Consider the following 16,889-nt stretch of genomic DNA (forward strand, 5'->3'; position numbering starts at 1 on the left):
TTTCCTGGGAGGTTCCTGTGGCGACGACGGACACGCCTCCGGGCGAAGGGTCCGGCGACTGGCTCATCTACCGGGGTGACGGCACGCCGCACGACGGCCTCGCGCGCCTGCCCGATCCGCCGCCCTGGCGGCGGTTCGACGTGGACGACGGTCCGGCGCGGCTCCACGGAGGCGGCCTGGAGCGGGCCCTGTCGTATCGTCCGGGCCCGAACGTGGTCACCATGGTGAACGTCGCCCTCCACCTCAGGCGGCCCCTGCTGGTCACCGGGAAGCCGGGAACGGGCAAATCGACGCTCGCCTACAACGTGGCCCACGAGCTGGGCCTCGGCCCCGTCCTGGACTGGCCGATCACCAGCCGGGCGACCCTGCAGGAAGGGCTGTACCGCTACGACGCCATCGGCCGCCTGCACGAGACGAGCCTGCGCCAGGCGGTGGCGCAGGGCGCCGCGACCGAGGCCCCCGACATCGGCCGTTACATCCGGCTCGGGCCGCTCGGGACGGCGCTGCTGCCGCAGCCGCGCCCCCGGGTGCTGCTCATCGACGAACTCGACAAGAGCGACATCGACCTGCCCAACGACCTGCTCAACGTGTTCGAGGAGGGCGGGTACACGATTCCGGAACTCGAACGCCTCCCCGAGGACCAGCCGGTCGTGCACGTCATGCCGGCCAAGGGGCCCGACCGGGTGCCGGTCGGGCACGGCAGGGTCCAGTGCACCGCCTTCCCCCTGGTCGTCATCACGAGCAACGGCGAGCGGGAGTTCCCCCCGGCGTTTCTGCGCCGCTGCGTCCGGCTGGTGATCGAGCCGCCGAGCCCCGAGCAGCTCGCCGAGATCGTCGAGGCCCATCTCGGCGGGGCGGCGCGCACGGCGAGCGCGGACCTCATCCAGGAGTTCCTGGACCGCCGCGAGCAGGGCGACCTCGCCACGGACCAGCTCCTCAACGCGGTCTACCTGTGCACGACCGGTTCCCGGCCGCCCGAGGCCACGCTGCACGACCTGGTCACCGCGATCCTGCGCCCGCTGGGCGCCGCCGGATCGGGATGATCCGGCGGCTGATCGAGGCGCTGGAGGCACTCGATCCCCAGCCCACCGCGGAGGAGGTCGCGGACGCCCTCTGGCTGGCGCGGTCGCTGCCGGCCCCGGAGCCGGCCGCCGCGGCGGCCCCGCCGCGGCCCGGCAGGGAGCCGGCGCGGGACTCGCCGCCCGAACCGGTCACCCCGGAGCCCGCGGTCACCGGCCGGGCACCGCACCGGCCCGTCCGCCCGGCGGCGGCCTCCCCGCAGGCGGGCCTGCACCTCGCGGCGCCGGAGCCGGGGGCGGGCGACCCCGTCCGCGCTCCGGCGGCGCCGGCGATCCCGCACGCGCTGAGCCTCGCCCGCGCCTTGCGGCCGCTGCGCGGGCGGTTCTCCTCCCGGACGGTCGAGAACCTCGTCGAGGAGGCGACGGCGCAGCGGATCGCGGAGACGGGCATCTGGGAACCGGTGATGGAGCCCGCCCCGGAACGGTGGCTGGACCTCGCGCTCGTGGTCGACGGCAGCGCGTCCATGATCGTCTGGACCCGGCAGGCCGCCGAGCTGCGGACGCTCATGGAGCAGCTGGGCGCCTTCCGCGACGTGCGCGTGTGGCGGCTGAACGCCGACGACGACTCGCTCGTCCTGCGCACCGGAACGGCCTCGGCCGGCCCTGGACGCAGTCCGGACGAGCTGATCGACCCCACCCGCCGCCGCGTGGTCCTCGTCTTCTCCGACTGCATCGGCCCGGCCTGGGGCGACGGGCGGGCCGCCGCGCTCCTCGAACGCTGGGCGCGGTCCGCCCCGGTGGCGATCCTCCAGCCGCTCCCCCAGCGGCTGTGGGGGCGGTGCGCGACGCCGGCGGAACCCGTGTGGATCGGCGCGGACCAGGCGGGGCTGCCCAACGACCGGCTCGACGTCCGGTCCCGGGACGAGCCCCGCACGCCTCCAGGCATCGCGATTCCCGTGATGGAGCTGGAGCCGCGCTGGCTGCGGCCGTGGGCCGAACTCGTCGGCGGCGGGGCCGAGCGGATCGCCGCCAAGGCCGTCTTCACCGGCTCGCCGTCCCGCGAGATCCGGCGGGACGGCGACGGCGACCCGGCGCCCGCGGAGCGGGTGATGCGGTTCCGGGCCGCCTCCTCGCCGACGGCGTTCCGGCTGGCCGGCTATCTCGCGGCCGCCCCGCTGCGGCTGGAGGTCATGTCGCTGGTCCAGCAGGCCATGCTGCCGGAGTCGAACTCGGCGCACCTGGCCGAGGTGTTCCTCGGCGGCCTGCTGCGCCGGGCCCGGCGGGCCACCGACCCGGACGGGATCGAGTACGAGTTCCACGACGGGGTGCGGGACGTCCTGATCGGCGGGCTCGGCCGCGCGGAGGCGATGAGCGTCCTGCGGAACGTCTGGGAGGTCGTCCGCGGGCGCTGGGGGTCGCCCCAGGACTTCCCGGCGCTGCTGCGCGCCGTCCAGCAGGGAACCGAGGACCTGCGGCAGGACCCGCCGTTCGCGCAGGTCGCGGCGCGGGTGCTGGCCCGGCTCGGCGGACGGTACGCGCAGATCGCCGAACGGCTGGCGGAGGCGGCCGCGGACCGCCCGGGGGAGCCGGCTCCGGACGACCCCGGACCGGCGGCCGACGAGGACACCACGGGGGAGGAATCCGAGGAGGAGGCGCCGACGCTCCTGCAGGGCGGCGGGCTTCCGACGCGCAACCCGCACTTCACCGGCCGTGACCGGTTGCTCCACGACATCCGGTCGAAGCTGTCCGGCGCGGTGATCTCGCTCCTTCCTGCGGAGTCGCGAGGGCTCGGCGGACAGGGCAAATCGCAGCTCGCCGTGGAGTACGCACACCGGTACGCCGGCGACTACGACCTCATCTGGTGGGTTCCCGCCGAGCAGATCACCCTGGCCAGGTCGTCGCTCGCGGAGCTGGCCCGGCGGCTCGGCACGCCGTTGAGCGACGACGTCAACCGCACCGTCGAGCGGCTGCTGGACGCGCTGCGCCGGGGCCGGGAGTACCGGCGCTGGCTGCTCATCTACGACAACGCCACCGACCCGGACGAGATCGCGCCGCTCATGCCGGTCCGTCCCGAGGCACCGGACGGGCCGCTGACGACGGCGGCCCCCGGCGGGCATGTGCTGGTCACCTCCCGGGACCGCCGCTGGGCGGAGCACACGGTCGCCGAGGACGTCGGCGTGTTCGAGCGCCGGGAGAGCATCGCGCTGCTGTGCCGCCGCGTGCCCGGCCTCACCCCGGGGGACGCAGACCGGCTCGCCAAGCGGATCGGCGACCTGCCGCTGGCGGTCGAGCAGGCCGCCGCGTGGCAGGCCGTCACCGGCCGGACGTCCGGGGAGTATCTGCGGCTGCTGGACCGCCGGCTCCGGGAGGAGGCCGGCACGAGCCTCCCCCTCGACTATCCGGCGGAGCTGGCCGCCACGCTGAGCCTGGCCTTCGAGCGTCTCCTGGAGGACGCCCCCGCGGCCGGCCGGCTGCTGGAGCTGTGGGCCTTCTTCGGCCCCGAGCCCGTCGCCCGGGGGCTGCTGTCTGCCGGTGCCGTCGACGGGCTTCCGCCGGAACTCGAAGAGACCCTGGCGGACACCGGCCTGCTCCGGACGGCGATGGCCGACATCGATCGGCATGCGCTGGGCCGGCACGATCCGGGCCTGTGCAGCCTCCAGGTCCACCGGCTCGTCCGGACGATGCTGCAGAACAGGCTGTCCGAGAGCGACCGCGGCATCGTCCAGGACCGGGTGCACCGGATTCTCGCCGCCGCGACGCCGGAGGCCGCGCCGGACGACGAGACGACCTGGGACGTCCGCGCGGAGATCGCGCCCCACGTGGTGCCGGCGGGGGTCATCGGCGGCGCGTCCACCGAGGTCCGGCGGGTCGCCCTCGACCAGATGCGCTACCTGTACCTGCTCGGGGACTTCGAGGGCAGCCGGGTGCTCGCCGAGATCGCCCTGGAGCACTGGCAGCGGGAGCTCGGCCCCTACGACGAGTCGGTCCTCATCGCGGGCCGCGAACTCGGCACCGTGCTGCGCGCCCTCGGGGACGTGGCCGCGGCGAACGCGCAGAACGCCGACATCTACCGGCGGACGACCGAGCGTTTCGGGCCCGGCCACTCGATCACCATGCGCGCCGCCCGGAACGTGGCGGCCGACCGGCGCCTCCAGGGCGATTTCAGGGCCGCGCTCGACCTCGACCAGGACACGCTGCTCCGGATGGCCCGGCTGTTCGGGAACGGTCACGTCGAGACGCTCCGCGTCGCCAACAACGTGGGCATCGACCTGCGCCTTCTGGGCGACTTCGAGAAGGCCCGCGCGATCGACGCCGACGCCCTCGAACAGCTCCGGGCGACCCTCGGGCCGCGAAACCGCAACTGCCTGCTGGCCATGAGCCAGCTCGCCCGCGATCTCCACGGGCTGGGCGAGTACCGGGAGGCCGCGAGCCTGCAACGGGACGTTCTGTCGATCATGCGGGAGGCGCTCGCGCCCGACCACGCGTTCGTGCTGCACACGGAGATGAGCCATGCCGGAACCCTGCGCAAGCTCGGAGCCCGCACCGCGGCGCGGACCCTCGCCGAGGACACGCTGCGGCTGCACCGGCAGCGGTACGGCGAGAACCATCCGGACACCCTCGCGGCCCAGCGGGTCCTGGTCACGGCGTGCCTGGCGACCGGCGACGCGGACAAGGCGCGCGGGCTTGGCGAGACGGCCCTGGCAGGACACCGCCGGGTCATGGGCGTGGAGCATCCGTTCACCCATGCCTGCGCGGCCGACCTCGCGATGGCGCTGCGGCGGCTGGGCGACCATGAGGCGGCACTCGTCCTCGATGACAACTCGGTGCATGAACTGCGCGACGCCCTGGGCGCCGACCATTACTTCTCGTTGTGCTGCTCGGTCGGCCTCATCCAGGACCTCTTCCACATGGGGAGGCTGGAGGCGGCTCGCATGCGGTCCACCGAGACCTTGGAGCGGTTCAGGAGTCGCTACGGAGCCGGTCACGTCTACACCGTGGCGTGCGAGCACAATCACGAGGTGATCTGTAATGCCCTCGGCCTGGACACCCCGGGCTCGGACGCGGTCCGGTCCCTGGCGAGCGCGCTCGGCGCCGGGCATCCCGACGTGAAGCAGGCCGTGGAGGGACGGCTACTCGACTGCGATATCGCGCCGACCCCACTCTGAGGTTCCGGTTGCTCTCACGCTCTGCAGGGCCGGTGCCAGCCATTCGGCGAGTTCCACGGGATCGGGCGCGTCCGCCTGATCCTGGACGATGTGCCGGTACACGGCGGCCACGATTTCGGGGAACTCCGAGAGCGACCGCGCCGCCGTGTGCCCCCGGCTGCCCCTGAGCGACAGGACGAGCCCCGCCCAGTGTTCGGGACGCGCCGGCTCCGCCGCGATGAGGGCGCGGTACGAGGCCAGGGCCGCGTCCTGTCGTTCCGTCACCTGGGCGAGGTCGGCGGTCAGCTCCACTGAGGCGCCCGCCCCCTCCCGCTCGCAGAGGCGCGCGAAGGCGGCCGGATCGCGCAGTGACAGGCACCGCAGATCCGCGCGCGTGTCAGGGATGCCGGGCTTCACGTCGGCGGGCCGCAGAACGGGGGCCTTGTGCAGCGCACCCGGTGGCTCCGAGCGCCAGCGGCCGGCGACCATCCGCACCTCCTCCGGGTCCGGCCGGAGGTTGCGCAGGCGCCAGATGAGGGCGTGGTCCGCGGCGCTGCTCCTCGCCTGCCTCCGGGCTTCGGGGGCGAGCGGGACGTCCGTCCAGCGGTCCAGGGCGGTGCGCATCCCCGCGACGAACCGTTCCCCCGCTTCGGTGAGGCACCGCGACGCTTCGAGCCGCCGGATCGCATACGAGGTCTGGTCGCGCCAGAGGCCGAAGGCGTACTCGCCGTACGCTGCGTCGCCGCCCGTCAGTGTCTCAAGCTGCCGCCCCCAGAAGCCGGTCACGCCGAGATAGGCGTAGGCGCCCTGCAGGAGACCTCCGATCGGTCGCGGATCGTTGCGCCACGGCGAGTAGTGGCGCTCGCCGTGGCGGTCCGCGTAGAGCGGGACACGGTCGAGCAGCGAGCAGAGCTTGACGTGCTGGAACTCGTGGACCAGGGACTCGGCGAACAGCAGCGCGTCCTCGGGCTGCGTGATCGCCACGGCGCCGAGCGCGTCCGCGCTGGTGGCGCTCAGCCCGCGCCGGCCTCCCCGGGTCGTCAGGGGCACGAGCGCGTTCAGGCCCGCGGTCATCGCGGCGACCCGGCCGGGGTCGTTCCGGACGAGGAAGGACCACGCCCCGTCCAGGGTGCGCCGCCACCCCTCGGCGGCCGCCGCGTCCAGCCGGCCCGCGGGCCCGAGCCGGTGGTTGTCCCGGTACGGGTCGAGATCGTCGAGATGGACGTCGAGGGCGCGGCCGGCGTGCGAGACGCGGAGCCGGTGCACTCCCCGCCACCCGGGCGCGTCCGCGTGCGGGTCGGCCGGGAGGGCGACCCGCCGGTCCCCCGCCGAGACCTCTGCCTCCCCGCCATCGCACCGGACCGCCGCGGCGCCGTCGTGACCGGGCCGCGCCACCTCCGCACGGCCGAGCGAGGGCAGGTTCACCATGCCGTCCCGGACCACGGCGGTCGCGGTGAAGGTGAGGCCGGACCGGATGGCCGCGGCGACCGCCACGTTCGCGAAGTGCGCGAGATCGGCGCGGGCGGCGGCGCCCCCCTCGCGCAGCCGCCGGAGGCACGCGGCCGACCAGGCGGTCACATGCGGGTACAGCATGAGCTCCTCGACCTGGCGCGGCGCCCTGGCCTGCGCGGCGGCCAGCAGATCATAGGCGTCCCGATCGAGTGAGGGCCCCGAGTCGAGCAGGGCGCGGAGCCGGAGCAGCTGCGTGCTGTACTCCGCCTTCCACAGCAGCCGCACGGTCGAGTCGTCGCCGTCGCCCGCCGCCAGCGCCTCGAAGTGCGCGAGGGGGATCTCGTGGTTCCGCATCATCCGGTCACCGCGCGGGACGGGAGAGATCGGCCCGCATCCGGCCTCCGATGTGATCGATGATCTTCATGAGGTCACGGCAGTACACCGAGGGATTGTGAAAGCCGCGGCCGGCCCGGTAGCGGTGCGGGTAGTGGCCCGCGCCGCAGATATCGCGGACGGGGCACGCGAGACATTCCACGCACAGCGCGGACCGCCCGATCTGCCGCGCCACGATGCCGGGATGCCCGAGCACCTCGTCGAAATCGTGGCCGGTCACCGTGAACCCGGTCCGCGGAGCCCCGGAGAAGGAACTCTTGAGCGTGTCGACCTGCTGGATCGTCCCGTCGGTGTCGACCACGACCAGGGCCACCGGAGAGAGGCCGATGCTCTCGCTGCGGCTCTGCCCGCCGAGGATCAGGTGCATGATCTCCTCGAAGAACCGGATGCCGGTCTCCCGCGCGGGGCTGCCGTACCAGCGGTCGAAGACGTCGATGAGCCAGTCCGCGTAGGGGGTGTCGTCGCTGCCGGGGTCCCGGCCGGGCGGCGGGGCGGACCACGTCCCGTGCGGAAGCAGGAAGTTGATCTTCGGCGGGCCGGTCCTCAGCAGGTCCTCGTAGACGGCGACGGGATCGTTGGCCGTGTCGACCGTGCACAGCACGCCGCGGTAGAGGTGCCGGTAACGCCCGGCCAGGCGGTCGAGCCCGCGCGCCACCACGGCGTGGCTGCCGCGTCCGTCGGCGTACCGGCGATGCCGGTCATGCCCTTCCCGGTCCCCGTCCACGCTGACCGAGACGCCGATGTCATGCGCGTCCAGCACCGGCAGCGCCCGGTCGGTCAGCAGGACCCCGTTCGTCACCATGCCGATGCGGACGGCGCACGGGATCGCGGCGCGGATCTCCCGAGCGGCGAAATCGATGTAGTCGACGCCGGCGAGGAGCGGTTCACCGCCGTGCAGGACGACTTCGATCTCCTTGAGGCGATGAGTCTCGGCGTGCCGTGCGATGCGGGCCACCGCGCCGCGAAGGACCTCCGCCGGCATTCGCTTCGGCTGGGATCGCCAGCTCTGGTCGGCGGCCTCATAGACGTAGCAGTAGTCACAGGCCAGGTTGCACCGGCTGCTGATTTTGAGAATAAATTCGCGGAACGGCACCGGACGCCAGCCGAAGGCCGTCAGAGCGGCGACGTCCAACCCATTTTCCGGCCATTCATTACCGGCCTGGAAACCGATTGCCTGACCGTTTTCAGCCACGCGTGCAGTTTATTCCGGCACCCGGTCCGCCGGTGGCATGTTGGAGTCGAAGCCCGCCACCACCTCGCCGCGGCCTGCGCTCTCCTCCCGTACCCGCCGCACGGCCTCGCCCAGCACCGTCCCCTCGTACGCGCGCAGCCGCGTCAGGCTGAGGCCGCTGACATCGAGGGTCTCCGTCTTGATCGGGTCGTCCGCACAGGCCACGGAGCGCCCTCCTCTCTGGCCGATCACCCGATGAACATCCTGGTGCCTACGGTAGTCCGGCGGAACGCTTGCCGGGACGACCGGGACGGGGCAGAGTGAAACCGGGTCGTGGGGCGCTCACGGGAGGGGCTTCGGTCATATGCCGGATGCCGGGGTCGAAGGTCCGCGCTGGCACCCTTCCGGGCATTGCGTCATCGTCGCCTGCGACATCGCGGGGTTCGGCGACAGGGCCCGCACCGACGACGTGCGGCGGCACATGCGCGACGCGCTGTACCGGCGGCTGGACGTGAGCCTCGCGGCCGGGGGGATCACCCTGGCCGGCTGCTACTGGGAGGACCGCGGCGACGGCGCCATGATCGCCGTCCCGCCCGGCGTCCCCGTCGAGCCGCTCCTGGTCGACGTCGCCGACATGCTGCGGGCCGAGCTGAGCCGCTACAACAAGACCGCCGCCGAGATCGCGCGGATCCGGCTGCGCGTCTCGGTGCACACCGGGGAAGCCGAGTTCGACGGCCGCGGCCTGGTCGGGACGGCCGTGAACCACGCGTTCCGGATCCTTGAGGCACCCGCCTTCAAGGAGTCGCTGCGGGAGTCCGGCGCGTGGTTCGCGCTGATCGTGTCTCAGCAGGTCTACGAGGACGTCGTCCAGCACGCGGCGGGACGGATCGTCCCGGACGACTACCTGCGGATCGACGTGTCGGTCAAGGAGACCGGCGGACCGGCCTGGGTCCGGGTCCAGGGCGCACGGGTCCAAGGCCCGGACGGCGGTCCGGTGTCCGCGGGGGAACTGGCGGCCACGAGCCCGCCGGCGGTCCATGCCGGGGCGGACCGGCCGACGATCTTCGATCTCGTCGACCGTATGCTGGAGATACCGCTGCTGTCGTCCCCGCGGGGCCGCGACCAGGTCGTCGGCCTCCTCCGCCGGGACGTCGCCGGCGCCATCTCCCGGCAGCCGGAGGCGCGCATGGACTGCGTCTCCATCCTCAACACCTGCCTGGACTACCCCGGCGCGCTGAAGGAACTGGTCGACGTCACCAAGGGGCTCGCCGGAGACGCCCTCTCCGTCCACCGCCTGGAACAGGCCATCGCCCGGTTCCTCTGAGGGGACGGGCGTCAGGCGTGCTCGGTGCGGAGATGGTGGTTGAGGGTGGCCAGTTCGAGGTGCGGCTGGTGGCAACGGGCACAGGCCCAGACGCCGCTGGGCACGGTGAAACCGCGCGCGGCCGCGTCGTCGCGCGCGCAGAGCAGGGTGTAGGTCTGGACGAGGCGCCGCCACGTCCGCCGGACCGCCGATGACATTCCCGCTCCCTCCCGAGCCGGTCGTTCCCGATCGGACCAGGATAAGGCAACGGGAATGTCAAGGCGACACGCCGAAGATCATTGCCCGATCTTCACGCCGGGCTCCCCCATCGGGTACTCCAGCGGCCAGGTCGCCCGGCCGCCCGCGGCGGCGGCGCCCCTGCGCGTCTTGAAGAGGGGCAGGATCGTGCGACCGAAGCTGTTCTGGAACATCAGCGCGGCGGCGATGTAGAGACAGAGCACCGCGGCCACGACGAACAGCCAGCCGCCGGTCTTCAGCGCCCAGTCGGACGGCGAGAAGAAGCCGCCGGAGGTGAACCCCGCGGCGCCGGCCAGGCAGAGGAGCATGAGCGACAGCGCCATGCTCTCGCCGAGCGCGGCCATCGCGCCGATGGCGGTGATCGCCGCCAGGGCCACGAACCAGAACGCGTAACCCTCGCGGAGGGTGCCGAGGGCGGGCACCAGCGCCAGCGGCACCGCGCCGATGCTGACCAGCATGAAGAACAGCCCCCAGCCGATCCAGAACGCGCCCCACATGCCGTGCATCACGGTGGCGAGGCCGTCACGGGCGCGGTAGGCCCACATGCCGGCCAGGAACTGCGCGATGCCGCCGAAGGTCAGCACGAACGGCCAGAGGATCAGCGGGGTGCCGACCCCGCCGTACCAGTCCGCCTGCCAGGCGCCCACCATCATGGTCGCCCCCGCCAACCCGAAGAGCCCGAGAATGGACGGCGCCGCGATCGGCTGCAGGAAGACGCGGGTCCGGTCCTCCCACAGCGCATGCTCGGCCGTGCCGCCGTCCCCTCTGCCGGGAACGGCCGTGGCCGCGCCTTCCGCCGGCATGGCCGCGCCCTGACCGCCCATCGCGGACCGGGACTGCTCGCCCGACGACGGCGAAGCCGCATGCTCTCTACGCCTTGCCATGAGATCCCCCCTTTGGATCGGAGAGCTTTCAGTGGCTCCTAACCCGGGTTTGGGGTGTCAAACAATCGGACAGACGCGTTGTACGGGAGCAAATCGGAACATTTGCGGGGAAATCAGGCGAACATGATGAACCGATGACCATCGGCGCCCGCGGCCGCGGTCAGCGGCGGGGGCGGCAGTGGATCTCCAGGCCGGGGGACGTGTTCCAGCCGATCAGCGTGAAGAGCCGGTCGATGTGCGGCGAGACCGCGTGCAGGACGAGGAGGCGGTCGTGGTCGTGCAGGTCGCGCGCGGCCTTCGTGAACGCGCGCAGGCCGGCGACGTCCATGAACTCGACCGCGGCCAGGTCGACGTGCAGGTCGCCGCGCTGGCGGGCCTGGACGGCGTGCAGCGCGTGGGCGACGTCGGAGGCGTTGGACACGTCGATCTCACCGGACAGCAGCAACCGGGGCGAGGCCGACGCCGCGGCGATGCGCAGCAGCACGGTCTCGTGCTCGACGATGTCGTAGCAGGGCTCCGCCCGCGCACCGGATTCGAGGCCGCCCTCGCCGTCGGTGATCCGCCAGACCGTCATCTGCTCCTCGCCCTCGACGGGGCGCCGCTACCGTGCGCGGCCCCGTATATGCCAGGCTCTCACCTGTCGGCACCTTCTGAACCCCACCGGACGGATTTCATGGACGAGAAGTCGATCCTGGAACGTATCAACGAGTTCATCGAAGAGGAACACGCCCTCCGGCAGGCGCATGAGCGGTCAGAAACGACGAACGCCGATGCCCAGGAGCGGCTCCGCCGGCTCGAGGTCGCACTGGACCAGTGCTGGGATCTGCTCCGGCAGCGGCGGGCCCGCGTCGCGGCGGGACAGAACCCGGACGAGGCCCAGGTCCGTCCCGCCGCCGAGGTGGAGAACTACCGGCAGTAGGCCGTCACGGGACCATCCAGCCGAGGACGCCGGTGGCCTGGAGGCCCGACAGCAGGCACATTCCGGCGAGGAACAGCAGGCTCCAGAGAACGACGCGGCGGAAGATGTCGCCCTCGCGTCCGTCCAGGCCGACGGCCGCGGCCGCGATGGCGAGGTTCTGCGGGGACACCATCTTGCCGAGGACGCCGCCGGAGCTGTTGGTCGCGGCCATCAGCACCGTCGACAGGTCGGCCTTGTTGGCGGCGGTGACCTGCAGCGCGCCGAACAGCGAGTTGGACGAGGTGTCCGAGCCGGTGACGGCGGTGCCGAGCCAGCCGAGGATCGGGGACAGCAGCGCGAAGCCGCCGCCCGCCCCGGCCATCCACGTGCCGAGCGTGACGGTCTGCCCGGACGCGTTCATCACGAACGCGAGCGCGAGCACGGCCATCACGGTGATGATCGCCCACCTGAGCTGGACGAGGGTCGTCCAGTAGGCGCGCAGGGCCCTGCCGAAGCCGACGCCGAGGACGGCCATGGTGATCAGCCCCGCGACGAGCATCTGCGTGCCGGGCGTCGTCAGGTAGTTGAAGTTGAAGGTGGGCAGGGTCAGCGGCTTGCCGGTCGGGCCGGTGAGGTCCAGTCCGGGCCAGGAGAACGTCCGTGTGGCCTTGTCCAGGAAGTCCTTGACCTGGTCGATCTGGCAGACGACGAAGACCGCGATGATGATCGCGTAGGGGGCGTAGGCGCGGGCGACCTCCGCGCGCGGGTCCCTGGTGTCGCCGCCCTCGACGCGGGCGGCGAACTCGGGGGTGGGCTCGTCGGCGGCGCCACCGGCGACCGGCGCGGGCCTCGCCGGGGCCGCGGAGGGCCGCAGCCGGACGACCAGGACGACGGCGGCGGCCGAGACCAGGGACGCGACGACGTCGGCGAGCGGCACGGAGATGAAGTTCGCTGTGACGTACTGGGCGACGCCGAACGCGGCGCCGCAGAACAGGGCGGTGGGCCAGGTCTCGCGGAAGCCGCGCCGCCCGTCCACGATGTAGACGAGGACGAGCGGGACGAACAGGGCGAGGATCGGGGTCTGCCGGCCGACCATGGCGCCGAGCGTGTCGCTGGACTCGCCGGTGACCTTGCCGAGCGTGAGGATCGGCGTGGCCATCGCGCCGAACGCGACCGGCGCGGTGTTGGCGGTGAGGGCGAGGACGGCGGCCTTGAGCGGCTGGAAGCCGAGCGCGATCAGCATGACGGACGTGACCGCCACGGGCGTGCCGAAGCCGGCAAGCGCTTCCAGCAGCGCGCCGAACGAGAACGCGATCAGCACCGCCTGCAGCCGGTTGTCGTCACTGACCTGTGCGAACGAGCGGCGGAGCACGTCGAAGTGGCCGGTCGTGACGGTGATGTTGTAGACCCAGAGCGCGTTGATGACGATCCACAGGATCGGGTAGAACCCGAACGCGGCGCCTTCGGTGCCGGCCAGGAACGCCTGGTCCGCCGGCATTCCGTACGTCCAGATCGCGACGGCCAGCGACACGGCCAGCGCGATCAGGGACGCCAGCCACGCGCGCATACGGACGCCGCCGAGCAGGACGAACAGCACGGCCAGCGGCAGCGCGGCGACCAGGGAGCTCCAGCCGAGCGAGTCGGCGACGGGATCGAGGACCTGCTGGTACACGGCGATCACCTCGCGGGTAGGAAGCGCCCCCGAGCACGTGATCGATACCCACGTCCATGACGTGGATCACCTTGATAGTGAACTTTTCAATCTGTCAGAGGTCCGGCAGGAGCCTGGACGGGGTGATGGGCAGGTCGCGGACCCGGACGCCGGTCGCGTGATGGACGGCGTTGCCGACGGCGGCCGCCGCGCCGACGATGCCGATCTCGCCGATGCCCTTGGAGCCCATCGGGTTCAGGTGCGGGTCGGACTCCTCCACCCACATCGCGTCGATGTCGCGGACGTCCGCGCAGGACGGGACGTGGTACTGGGCGAGGTCGCGGGTGAGGTAGTCGCCGAACTCGGTGTCCATGACGCTCTCCTCCATCAGCGCCATGCCGATGCCCATCGTCATCCCGCCGATGAACTGGGAGCGGGCGGTCTTCGGGTTGATGATCCGGCCGGCGGCGAACACGCCGAGCATCCGGCGGACGCGGACCTCACCGGTGTCGGCGTCCACCTCGACCTCGGCGAACTGCGCGCCGAACGCGTGCCGGGAGTAGTCCTCCCGCGCCTTGAGCTCCGCGGCGGTGTCGGCGGACGCCTCGACACCCTCCGGCGGCACCGCGCCGTTCAACTTTCCGCGAAGGGCCTCGCAGGCTCGGACGATGGCAGTCCCCCAGCTCGCGGTCCCGGCGGAGCCGCCCGCGACGGACGCCCTGGGGAACGTGCTGTCGCCGATCTCGACGTTGATGTTTCCGAGGTCCTCCTTGAGCGTCTCCGCGGCGATCAGTGCCAGGGCCGTACGGGCGCCGGTTCCGATGTCGGCGGCGGCGATCCGGACGGTGAACGTCCCGTCGGGCTCCGCACGTGCCACGGCCTGGTTGGGCATCTGGTAGGCGGGATAGGTGGACGACGCCACGCCCATGCCGACGAGCTTGCGCCCCTCCCAGCGGATGCCGGGTACTGGGTTGCGGCCCGCCCATCCGAAGCGCTCCGCGCCTTCCCTGAGGCAGGCGACCAGGTTGCGCGAGCTGAACGGCAGGCCGCTCTCCGGGTCGCGGTCGGTGTCGTTGCGGATGCGCAGTTCGATGGGGTCGATGCCCGCGGCGGCGGCGAGCTCGTCCATCGCCGATTCGAGCGCGTACACGCCGGGCGTCTCGCCTGGGGCACGCATCCAGGACGGTGACGGGACGTCCAAGGCCACCACACGGTGAGACGTACGACGGTGTGGGGCCTGATAGAGGACGCGGGTGGGTGTCGTGGTCTGCTCGGCGAACTCTTTGACGGTGGACGTCTGCTCGGAGGCCTCGTGCAGGATCGCGTTCAGCCGTCCGTCCGCGTCGGCGCCGAGCCTGACGCGCTGGATGGTCGGGGTCCGGTAGCCGGTGGTGGCGAACATCTGCTGGCGCGGGACGGCGAACTTGACCGGACGCCCTGCGGCGCGTGCGGCCATCGCCGCGATGACGGCGTTCGGCCTGGGCAGCCCCTTGGAACCGAACCCGCCGCCGACGTGCGGCGACACGACATGCACCTGGATCGGGTCAAGACCGAACACCTTGGCGAGCGTGGCTTGGACGGCCGATGCGCCCTGGTTCGAGTCGTAGAGCGTGAGGGTTCCGTCCTCGTTCCACTGGGCGATCGTGGTGTGTGGTTCCATCGGGTTGTTGTGCTCGGCAGGAGTCGTGTAGGTGACGTCCACTTGCACCGCCGAGTCCCTGAAGGCGTCCTCGGGTTCGCCCTGCTCGGTGTCCGCGGGGAAGACGGGGTTCACCTTGTCGGGCTTGTAGAGGCCCGGATGGTCGGCGCGGAGCCTGACATCCGGAGCCTCTTCCGAGTACTCGACGTGGAGGAGCCGGGCCGCTTCCCGCGCGGTCTCCAGCGTCTCGCCGACCACGGCCGCGATGAACTGGCCGCGGTAGGAGACCGTCCGCGACTGGAACAGCGCCAGCTCGCCGTCTGAGACGTCGCTCAGCTCGGGGGCGTTCTCGCAGGACAGGACGGCGAGCACCCCCGGGAGCCTCAGCGCGGCCTCGGTGTCGACCGCCGTGATCCGGCCTTTCCCGACGCTCGCCTGGACCGCGGCGACATACGCGACGTTCTCCACTGGATACTCGAACGCGTACCGCGCCGCCCCGGTGACCTTCTCGCGGCTCTCCAGCCGGTCGGTCATGACCCCTCCCCCAGCTCGGTGAGCGTCCGGACGATCAGGTTGCGCGCCAGCGGCACCTTGTAGGCGTTGTCGCGCAGCGGCTCCGCCGCCTCCAGCTCGGCTTCGGCGGCGCGCAGGAACGACTCTCGTGTCGCCTGGGCGCCTCGGAGGATCTCTTCTGCGCGCCACGCCCGCCACGGCTTGTGGGCTACGCCGCCCAGGGCCAGCCTCACGTCTCGTACCTGGCCGGCGTCCACGTCCAGGGCCGCCGCAATGGAGACCAGCGCGAAAGCGAACGACGCGCGTTCCCTGACCTTCCGGTAGCGCGACGGCATGCCCAGCGGAGGAACCTCTACGGCGGTGATGAGGTCGCCTGATTCCAGCGTGGTGTCGCGTTGTGGCTCGTTGTCGGGCAGCCTGTACAAATCCTCAATGGGGATCGTTCTCTCGCCACCGCGCCCCTGGACCCGTATTGACGCGCCAAGGGCCGCCAGGGCAACCGCCATGTCGGATGGGTGCGTCGCCGCGCACGCCTCCGAATGACCCAGGATCGCCAGGTTGTGGTGCTCGCCTTCCCGTGCCGGGCACCCGCTGCCGGGGCTCCGCTTGTTGCACGGCTTGGAGGCGTCCTGGAAGTAGGAGCAGCGTGTGCGCTGGAGCAGGTTCCCGCCGACGGTCGCGAGGTTGCGGATCTGTCCGGATGCCCCCGCGAGGACGGCCTGGGCCAGGACGGGATGCCCTTCGCGCACGGTCCGGTCTGCGGCAAGCGCACTGTTGCTTACGGCCGCGCCGACGATGAGGCTCCCGTCCGGGCGCAGTTCGATCTGGTCGTACGGCAGGTGCGCGACGTCCACGAGCCTGGCCGGCTCCTCCACTCCAAGCCGCATCAGGTCCACGAGGTTGGTTCCGCCGCCAAGGTAGACGGCTCCGTCGTTGTGCCTCTGTAGGGCGTCCTCGGCGCTGGTCGCGCGCTCGTAGGCGAAGGGCCTCATGCTTCCGCCGCCTCCTTGCGCTGCGAAGCCTGCCTCAGGGCCGCGACGATGCCGACGTAGGCGCCGCACCGGCACAGGTTGCCGCTCATCCGCTCACGGATCTCGTCGTCGTCCAGCGCCGGTTCGGAGCCAAGGTCGTCGGTCACCGCACTGGGCCAGCCGCGTTCGGCCTCGTCCAGTACTCCCGTCGCGGAGCAGAGCTGGCCTGGAGTGCAATAACCGCACTGGAAGGCATCGTTCTCGATGAACGCCTCTTGTACGGGACTGAGCCGTCCGTTCTGCGCCAGCCCTTCGACCGTGACGATCTCCGCGCCGTCATGGGCGACGGCCAGCGCCAGGCACGCGTTGGCGCGGCGGCCGCCGATCAGGATGGTGCAGGCCCCGCACTGGCCGTGGTCGCACCCCTTCTTCGAACCCGTCAGCCCGAGATCCTCACGCAGAACGTCCAGCAGAGACGCGCGGGTGTCGACGTTGAGCCGGTGCTCTGTACCGTTCACGAGCAGGGTGATGCCGGCGTGCACCGGAGTGGCTTCGCTGTCCATGCCCGGGTGCCTACCCCGGATCTGCCGTC

General features: G+C 72.0%; 14 protein-coding genes. 4 read left to right on the plus strand and 10 right to left on the minus strand.

Features of this window, described 5'->3' with window-relative positions:
• Positions 1–17: 17 nt before the first annotated feature.
• Together ACQPXG_RS36475 and fxsT are read left to right on the plus strand one after the other, a co-directional pair.
• Positions 18–1,043, plus strand: a complete 1,026-nt coding sequence (locus tag ACQPXG_RS36475) for an AAA family ATPase (protein ID WP_433463692.1) — start codon at positions 18–20, stop codon at positions 1,041–1,043.
• A complete protein-coding gene (gene fxsT, locus ACQPXG_RS36480) occupies positions 1,040–5,185 on the plus strand; it encodes an FxSxx-COOH system tetratricopeptide repeat protein (protein WP_433463693.1) in 4,146 nt (1,381 codons plus the stop codon). Before ACQPXG_RS36475 ends, fxsT begins: the two co-directional genes overlap by 4 nt.
• Here the strand turns inward: fxsT and ACQPXG_RS36485 are convergent.
• The 3 genes from ACQPXG_RS36485 to fxsA all read right to left on the minus strand — a co-directional run bounded on the left by ACQPXG_RS36485 (position 5,150) and on the right by fxsA (position 8,405).
• Positions 5,150–6,973 (minus strand): HEXXH motif domain-containing protein, encoded by a 1,824-nt coding sequence (locus tag ACQPXG_RS36485; RefSeq protein ID WP_433463694.1) that lies wholly within the window; start codon positions 6,971–6,973, stop codon positions 5,150–5,152. The genes fxsT and ACQPXG_RS36485 overlap by 36 nt on opposite strands.
• 4 nt (positions 6,974–6,977) lie before the next feature.
• Positions 6,978–8,141, minus strand: a complete 1,164-nt coding sequence (locus ACQPXG_RS36490) for an FxsB family cyclophane-forming radical SAM/SPASM peptide maturase (protein ID WP_433463695.1) — start codon at positions 8,139–8,141, stop codon at positions 6,978–6,980.
• Between the two features lie 69 nt (positions 8,142–8,210).
• Entirely contained in the window at positions 8,211–8,405 is a 195-nt protein-coding gene (gene fxsA, locus ACQPXG_RS36495) for an FxSxx-COOH cyclophane-containing RiPP peptide (RefSeq protein WP_433463696.1), read from the minus strand.
• Between the two features lie 139 nt (positions 8,406–8,544).
• Here fxsA and ACQPXG_RS36500 point away from each other — a divergent pair, with 139 nt between their 5' ends.
• A complete protein-coding gene (locus ACQPXG_RS36500) occupies positions 8,545–9,504 on the plus strand; it encodes an effector-associated domain 2-containing protein (RefSeq protein WP_433463697.1) in 960 nt (319 codons plus the stop codon).
• An 11-nt stretch (positions 9,505–9,515) separates the two neighbouring features.
• On the opposite strand, the gene ACQPXG_RS36505 is transcribed toward ACQPXG_RS36500, so the two are convergent.
• The 3 genes from ACQPXG_RS36505 to ACQPXG_RS36515 all read right to left on the minus strand — a co-directional run bounded on the left by ACQPXG_RS36505 (position 9,516) and on the right by ACQPXG_RS36515 (position 11,199).
• The gene (locus tag ACQPXG_RS36505) at positions 9,516–9,701 is read right to left on the minus strand and encodes a hypothetical protein (RefSeq protein WP_433463698.1); all 186 of its coding nucleotides are present in this window, start codon (positions 9,699–9,701) and stop codon (positions 9,516–9,518) included.
• Positions 9,702–9,779: 78 nt separating this feature from the next.
• Positions 9,780–10,625: an acetate uptake transporter family protein gene (locus tag ACQPXG_RS36510; RefSeq protein WP_433463699.1), complete on the minus strand. Its 846-nt coding sequence runs from the start codon at positions 10,623–10,625 to the stop codon at positions 9,780–9,782.
• A gap of 160 nt (positions 10,626–10,785) precedes the next feature.
• Positions 10,786–11,199, minus strand: a complete 414-nt coding sequence (locus ACQPXG_RS36515; protein ID WP_433463700.1) for an STAS domain-containing protein — start codon at positions 11,197–11,199, stop codon at positions 10,786–10,788.
• A gap of 99 nt (positions 11,200–11,298) precedes the next feature.
• On the opposite strand from ACQPXG_RS36515, the gene ACQPXG_RS36520 reads away from it, so the two are divergent.
• Complete coding sequence (locus ACQPXG_RS36520; protein WP_433463701.1) at positions 11,299–11,544, plus strand: DUF2630 family protein; 246 nt, start codon at positions 11,299–11,301, stop codon at positions 11,542–11,544.
• A 4-nt stretch (positions 11,545–11,548) separates the two neighbouring features.
• On the opposite strand, the gene ACQPXG_RS36525 is transcribed toward ACQPXG_RS36520, so the two are convergent.
• From ACQPXG_RS36525 to ACQPXG_RS36540, 4 genes are all read right to left on the minus strand, one after another.
• A complete protein-coding gene (locus ACQPXG_RS36525) occupies positions 11,549–13,195 on the minus strand; it encodes an L-lactate permease (RefSeq protein ID WP_433463702.1) in 1,647 nt (548 codons plus the stop codon).
• Positions 13,196–13,289: 94 nt separating this feature from the next.
• Complete coding sequence (locus ACQPXG_RS36530; protein WP_433463703.1) at positions 13,290–15,347, minus strand: xanthine dehydrogenase family protein molybdopterin-binding subunit; 2,058 nt, start codon at positions 15,345–15,347, stop codon at positions 13,290–13,292.
• Positions 15,344–16,318 carry an FAD binding domain-containing protein gene (locus tag ACQPXG_RS36535; protein WP_433463704.1) on the minus strand — a complete coding sequence of 325 codons (975 nt, stop codon included), beginning with the start codon at positions 16,316–16,318 and terminating at the stop codon, positions 15,344–15,346. Before ACQPXG_RS36535 ends, ACQPXG_RS36530 begins: the two co-directional genes overlap by 4 nt.
• Complete coding sequence (locus ACQPXG_RS36540) at positions 16,315–16,860, minus strand: 2Fe-2S iron-sulfur cluster-binding protein (protein ID WP_433463705.1); 546 nt, start codon at positions 16,858–16,860, stop codon at positions 16,315–16,317. The genes ACQPXG_RS36535 and ACQPXG_RS36540 overlap by 4 nt, the downstream gene beginning before the upstream one ends.
• Positions 16,861–16,889 lie beyond the last annotated feature (29 nt).

Source organism: Spirillospora sp. CA-128828, assembly GCF_050945415.1.
Lineage (GTDB): Bacteria > Actinomycetota > Actinomycetes > Streptosporangiales > Streptosporangiaceae > Spirillospora.

What these genes read in the sequence shown, in the direction of transcription:
- ACQPXG_RS36485 (WP_433463694.1), bottom strand. Translation starts at nt 6,973, where the DNA reads ATGATGCGGAACCACGAGATCCCCCTCGCGCACTTCGAGGCGCTGGCG.
- ACQPXG_RS36500 (WP_433463697.1), top strand. Translation starts at nt 8,545, where the DNA reads ATGCCGGATGCCGGGGTCGAAGGTCCGCGCTGGCACCCTTCCGGGCAT.
- ACQPXG_RS36505 (WP_433463698.1), bottom strand. Translation starts at nt 9,701, where the DNA reads ATGTCATCGGCGGTCCGGCGGACGTGGCGGCGCCTCGTCCAGACCTAC.
- ACQPXG_RS36535 (WP_433463704.1), bottom strand. Translation starts at nt 16,318, where the DNA reads ATGAGGCCCTTCGCCTACGAGCGCGCGACCAGCGCCGAGGACGCCCTA.
- ACQPXG_RS36540 (WP_433463705.1), bottom strand. Translation starts at nt 16,860, where the DNA reads ATGGACAGCGAAGCCACTCCGGTGCACGCCGGCATCACCCTGCTCGTG.
- ACQPXG_RS36510 (WP_433463699.1), bottom strand. Translation starts at nt 10,625, where the DNA reads ATGGCAAGGCGTAGAGAGCATGCGGCTTCGCCGTCGTCGGGCGAGCAG.
- fxsT (WP_433463693.1), top strand. Translation starts at nt 1,040, where the DNA reads ATGATCCGGCGGCTGATCGAGGCGCTGGAGGCACTCGATCCCCAGCCC.
- ACQPXG_RS36520 (WP_433463701.1), top strand. Translation starts at nt 11,299, where the DNA reads ATGGACGAGAAGTCGATCCTGGAACGTATCAACGAGTTCATCGAAGAG.
- ACQPXG_RS36515 (WP_433463700.1), bottom strand. Translation starts at nt 11,199, where the DNA reads ATGACGGTCTGGCGGATCACCGACGGCGAGGGCGGCCTCGAATCCGGT.
- ACQPXG_RS36530 (WP_433463703.1), bottom strand. Translation starts at nt 15,347, where the DNA reads ATGACCGACCGGCTGGAGAGCCGCGAGAAGGTCACCGGGGCGGCGCGG.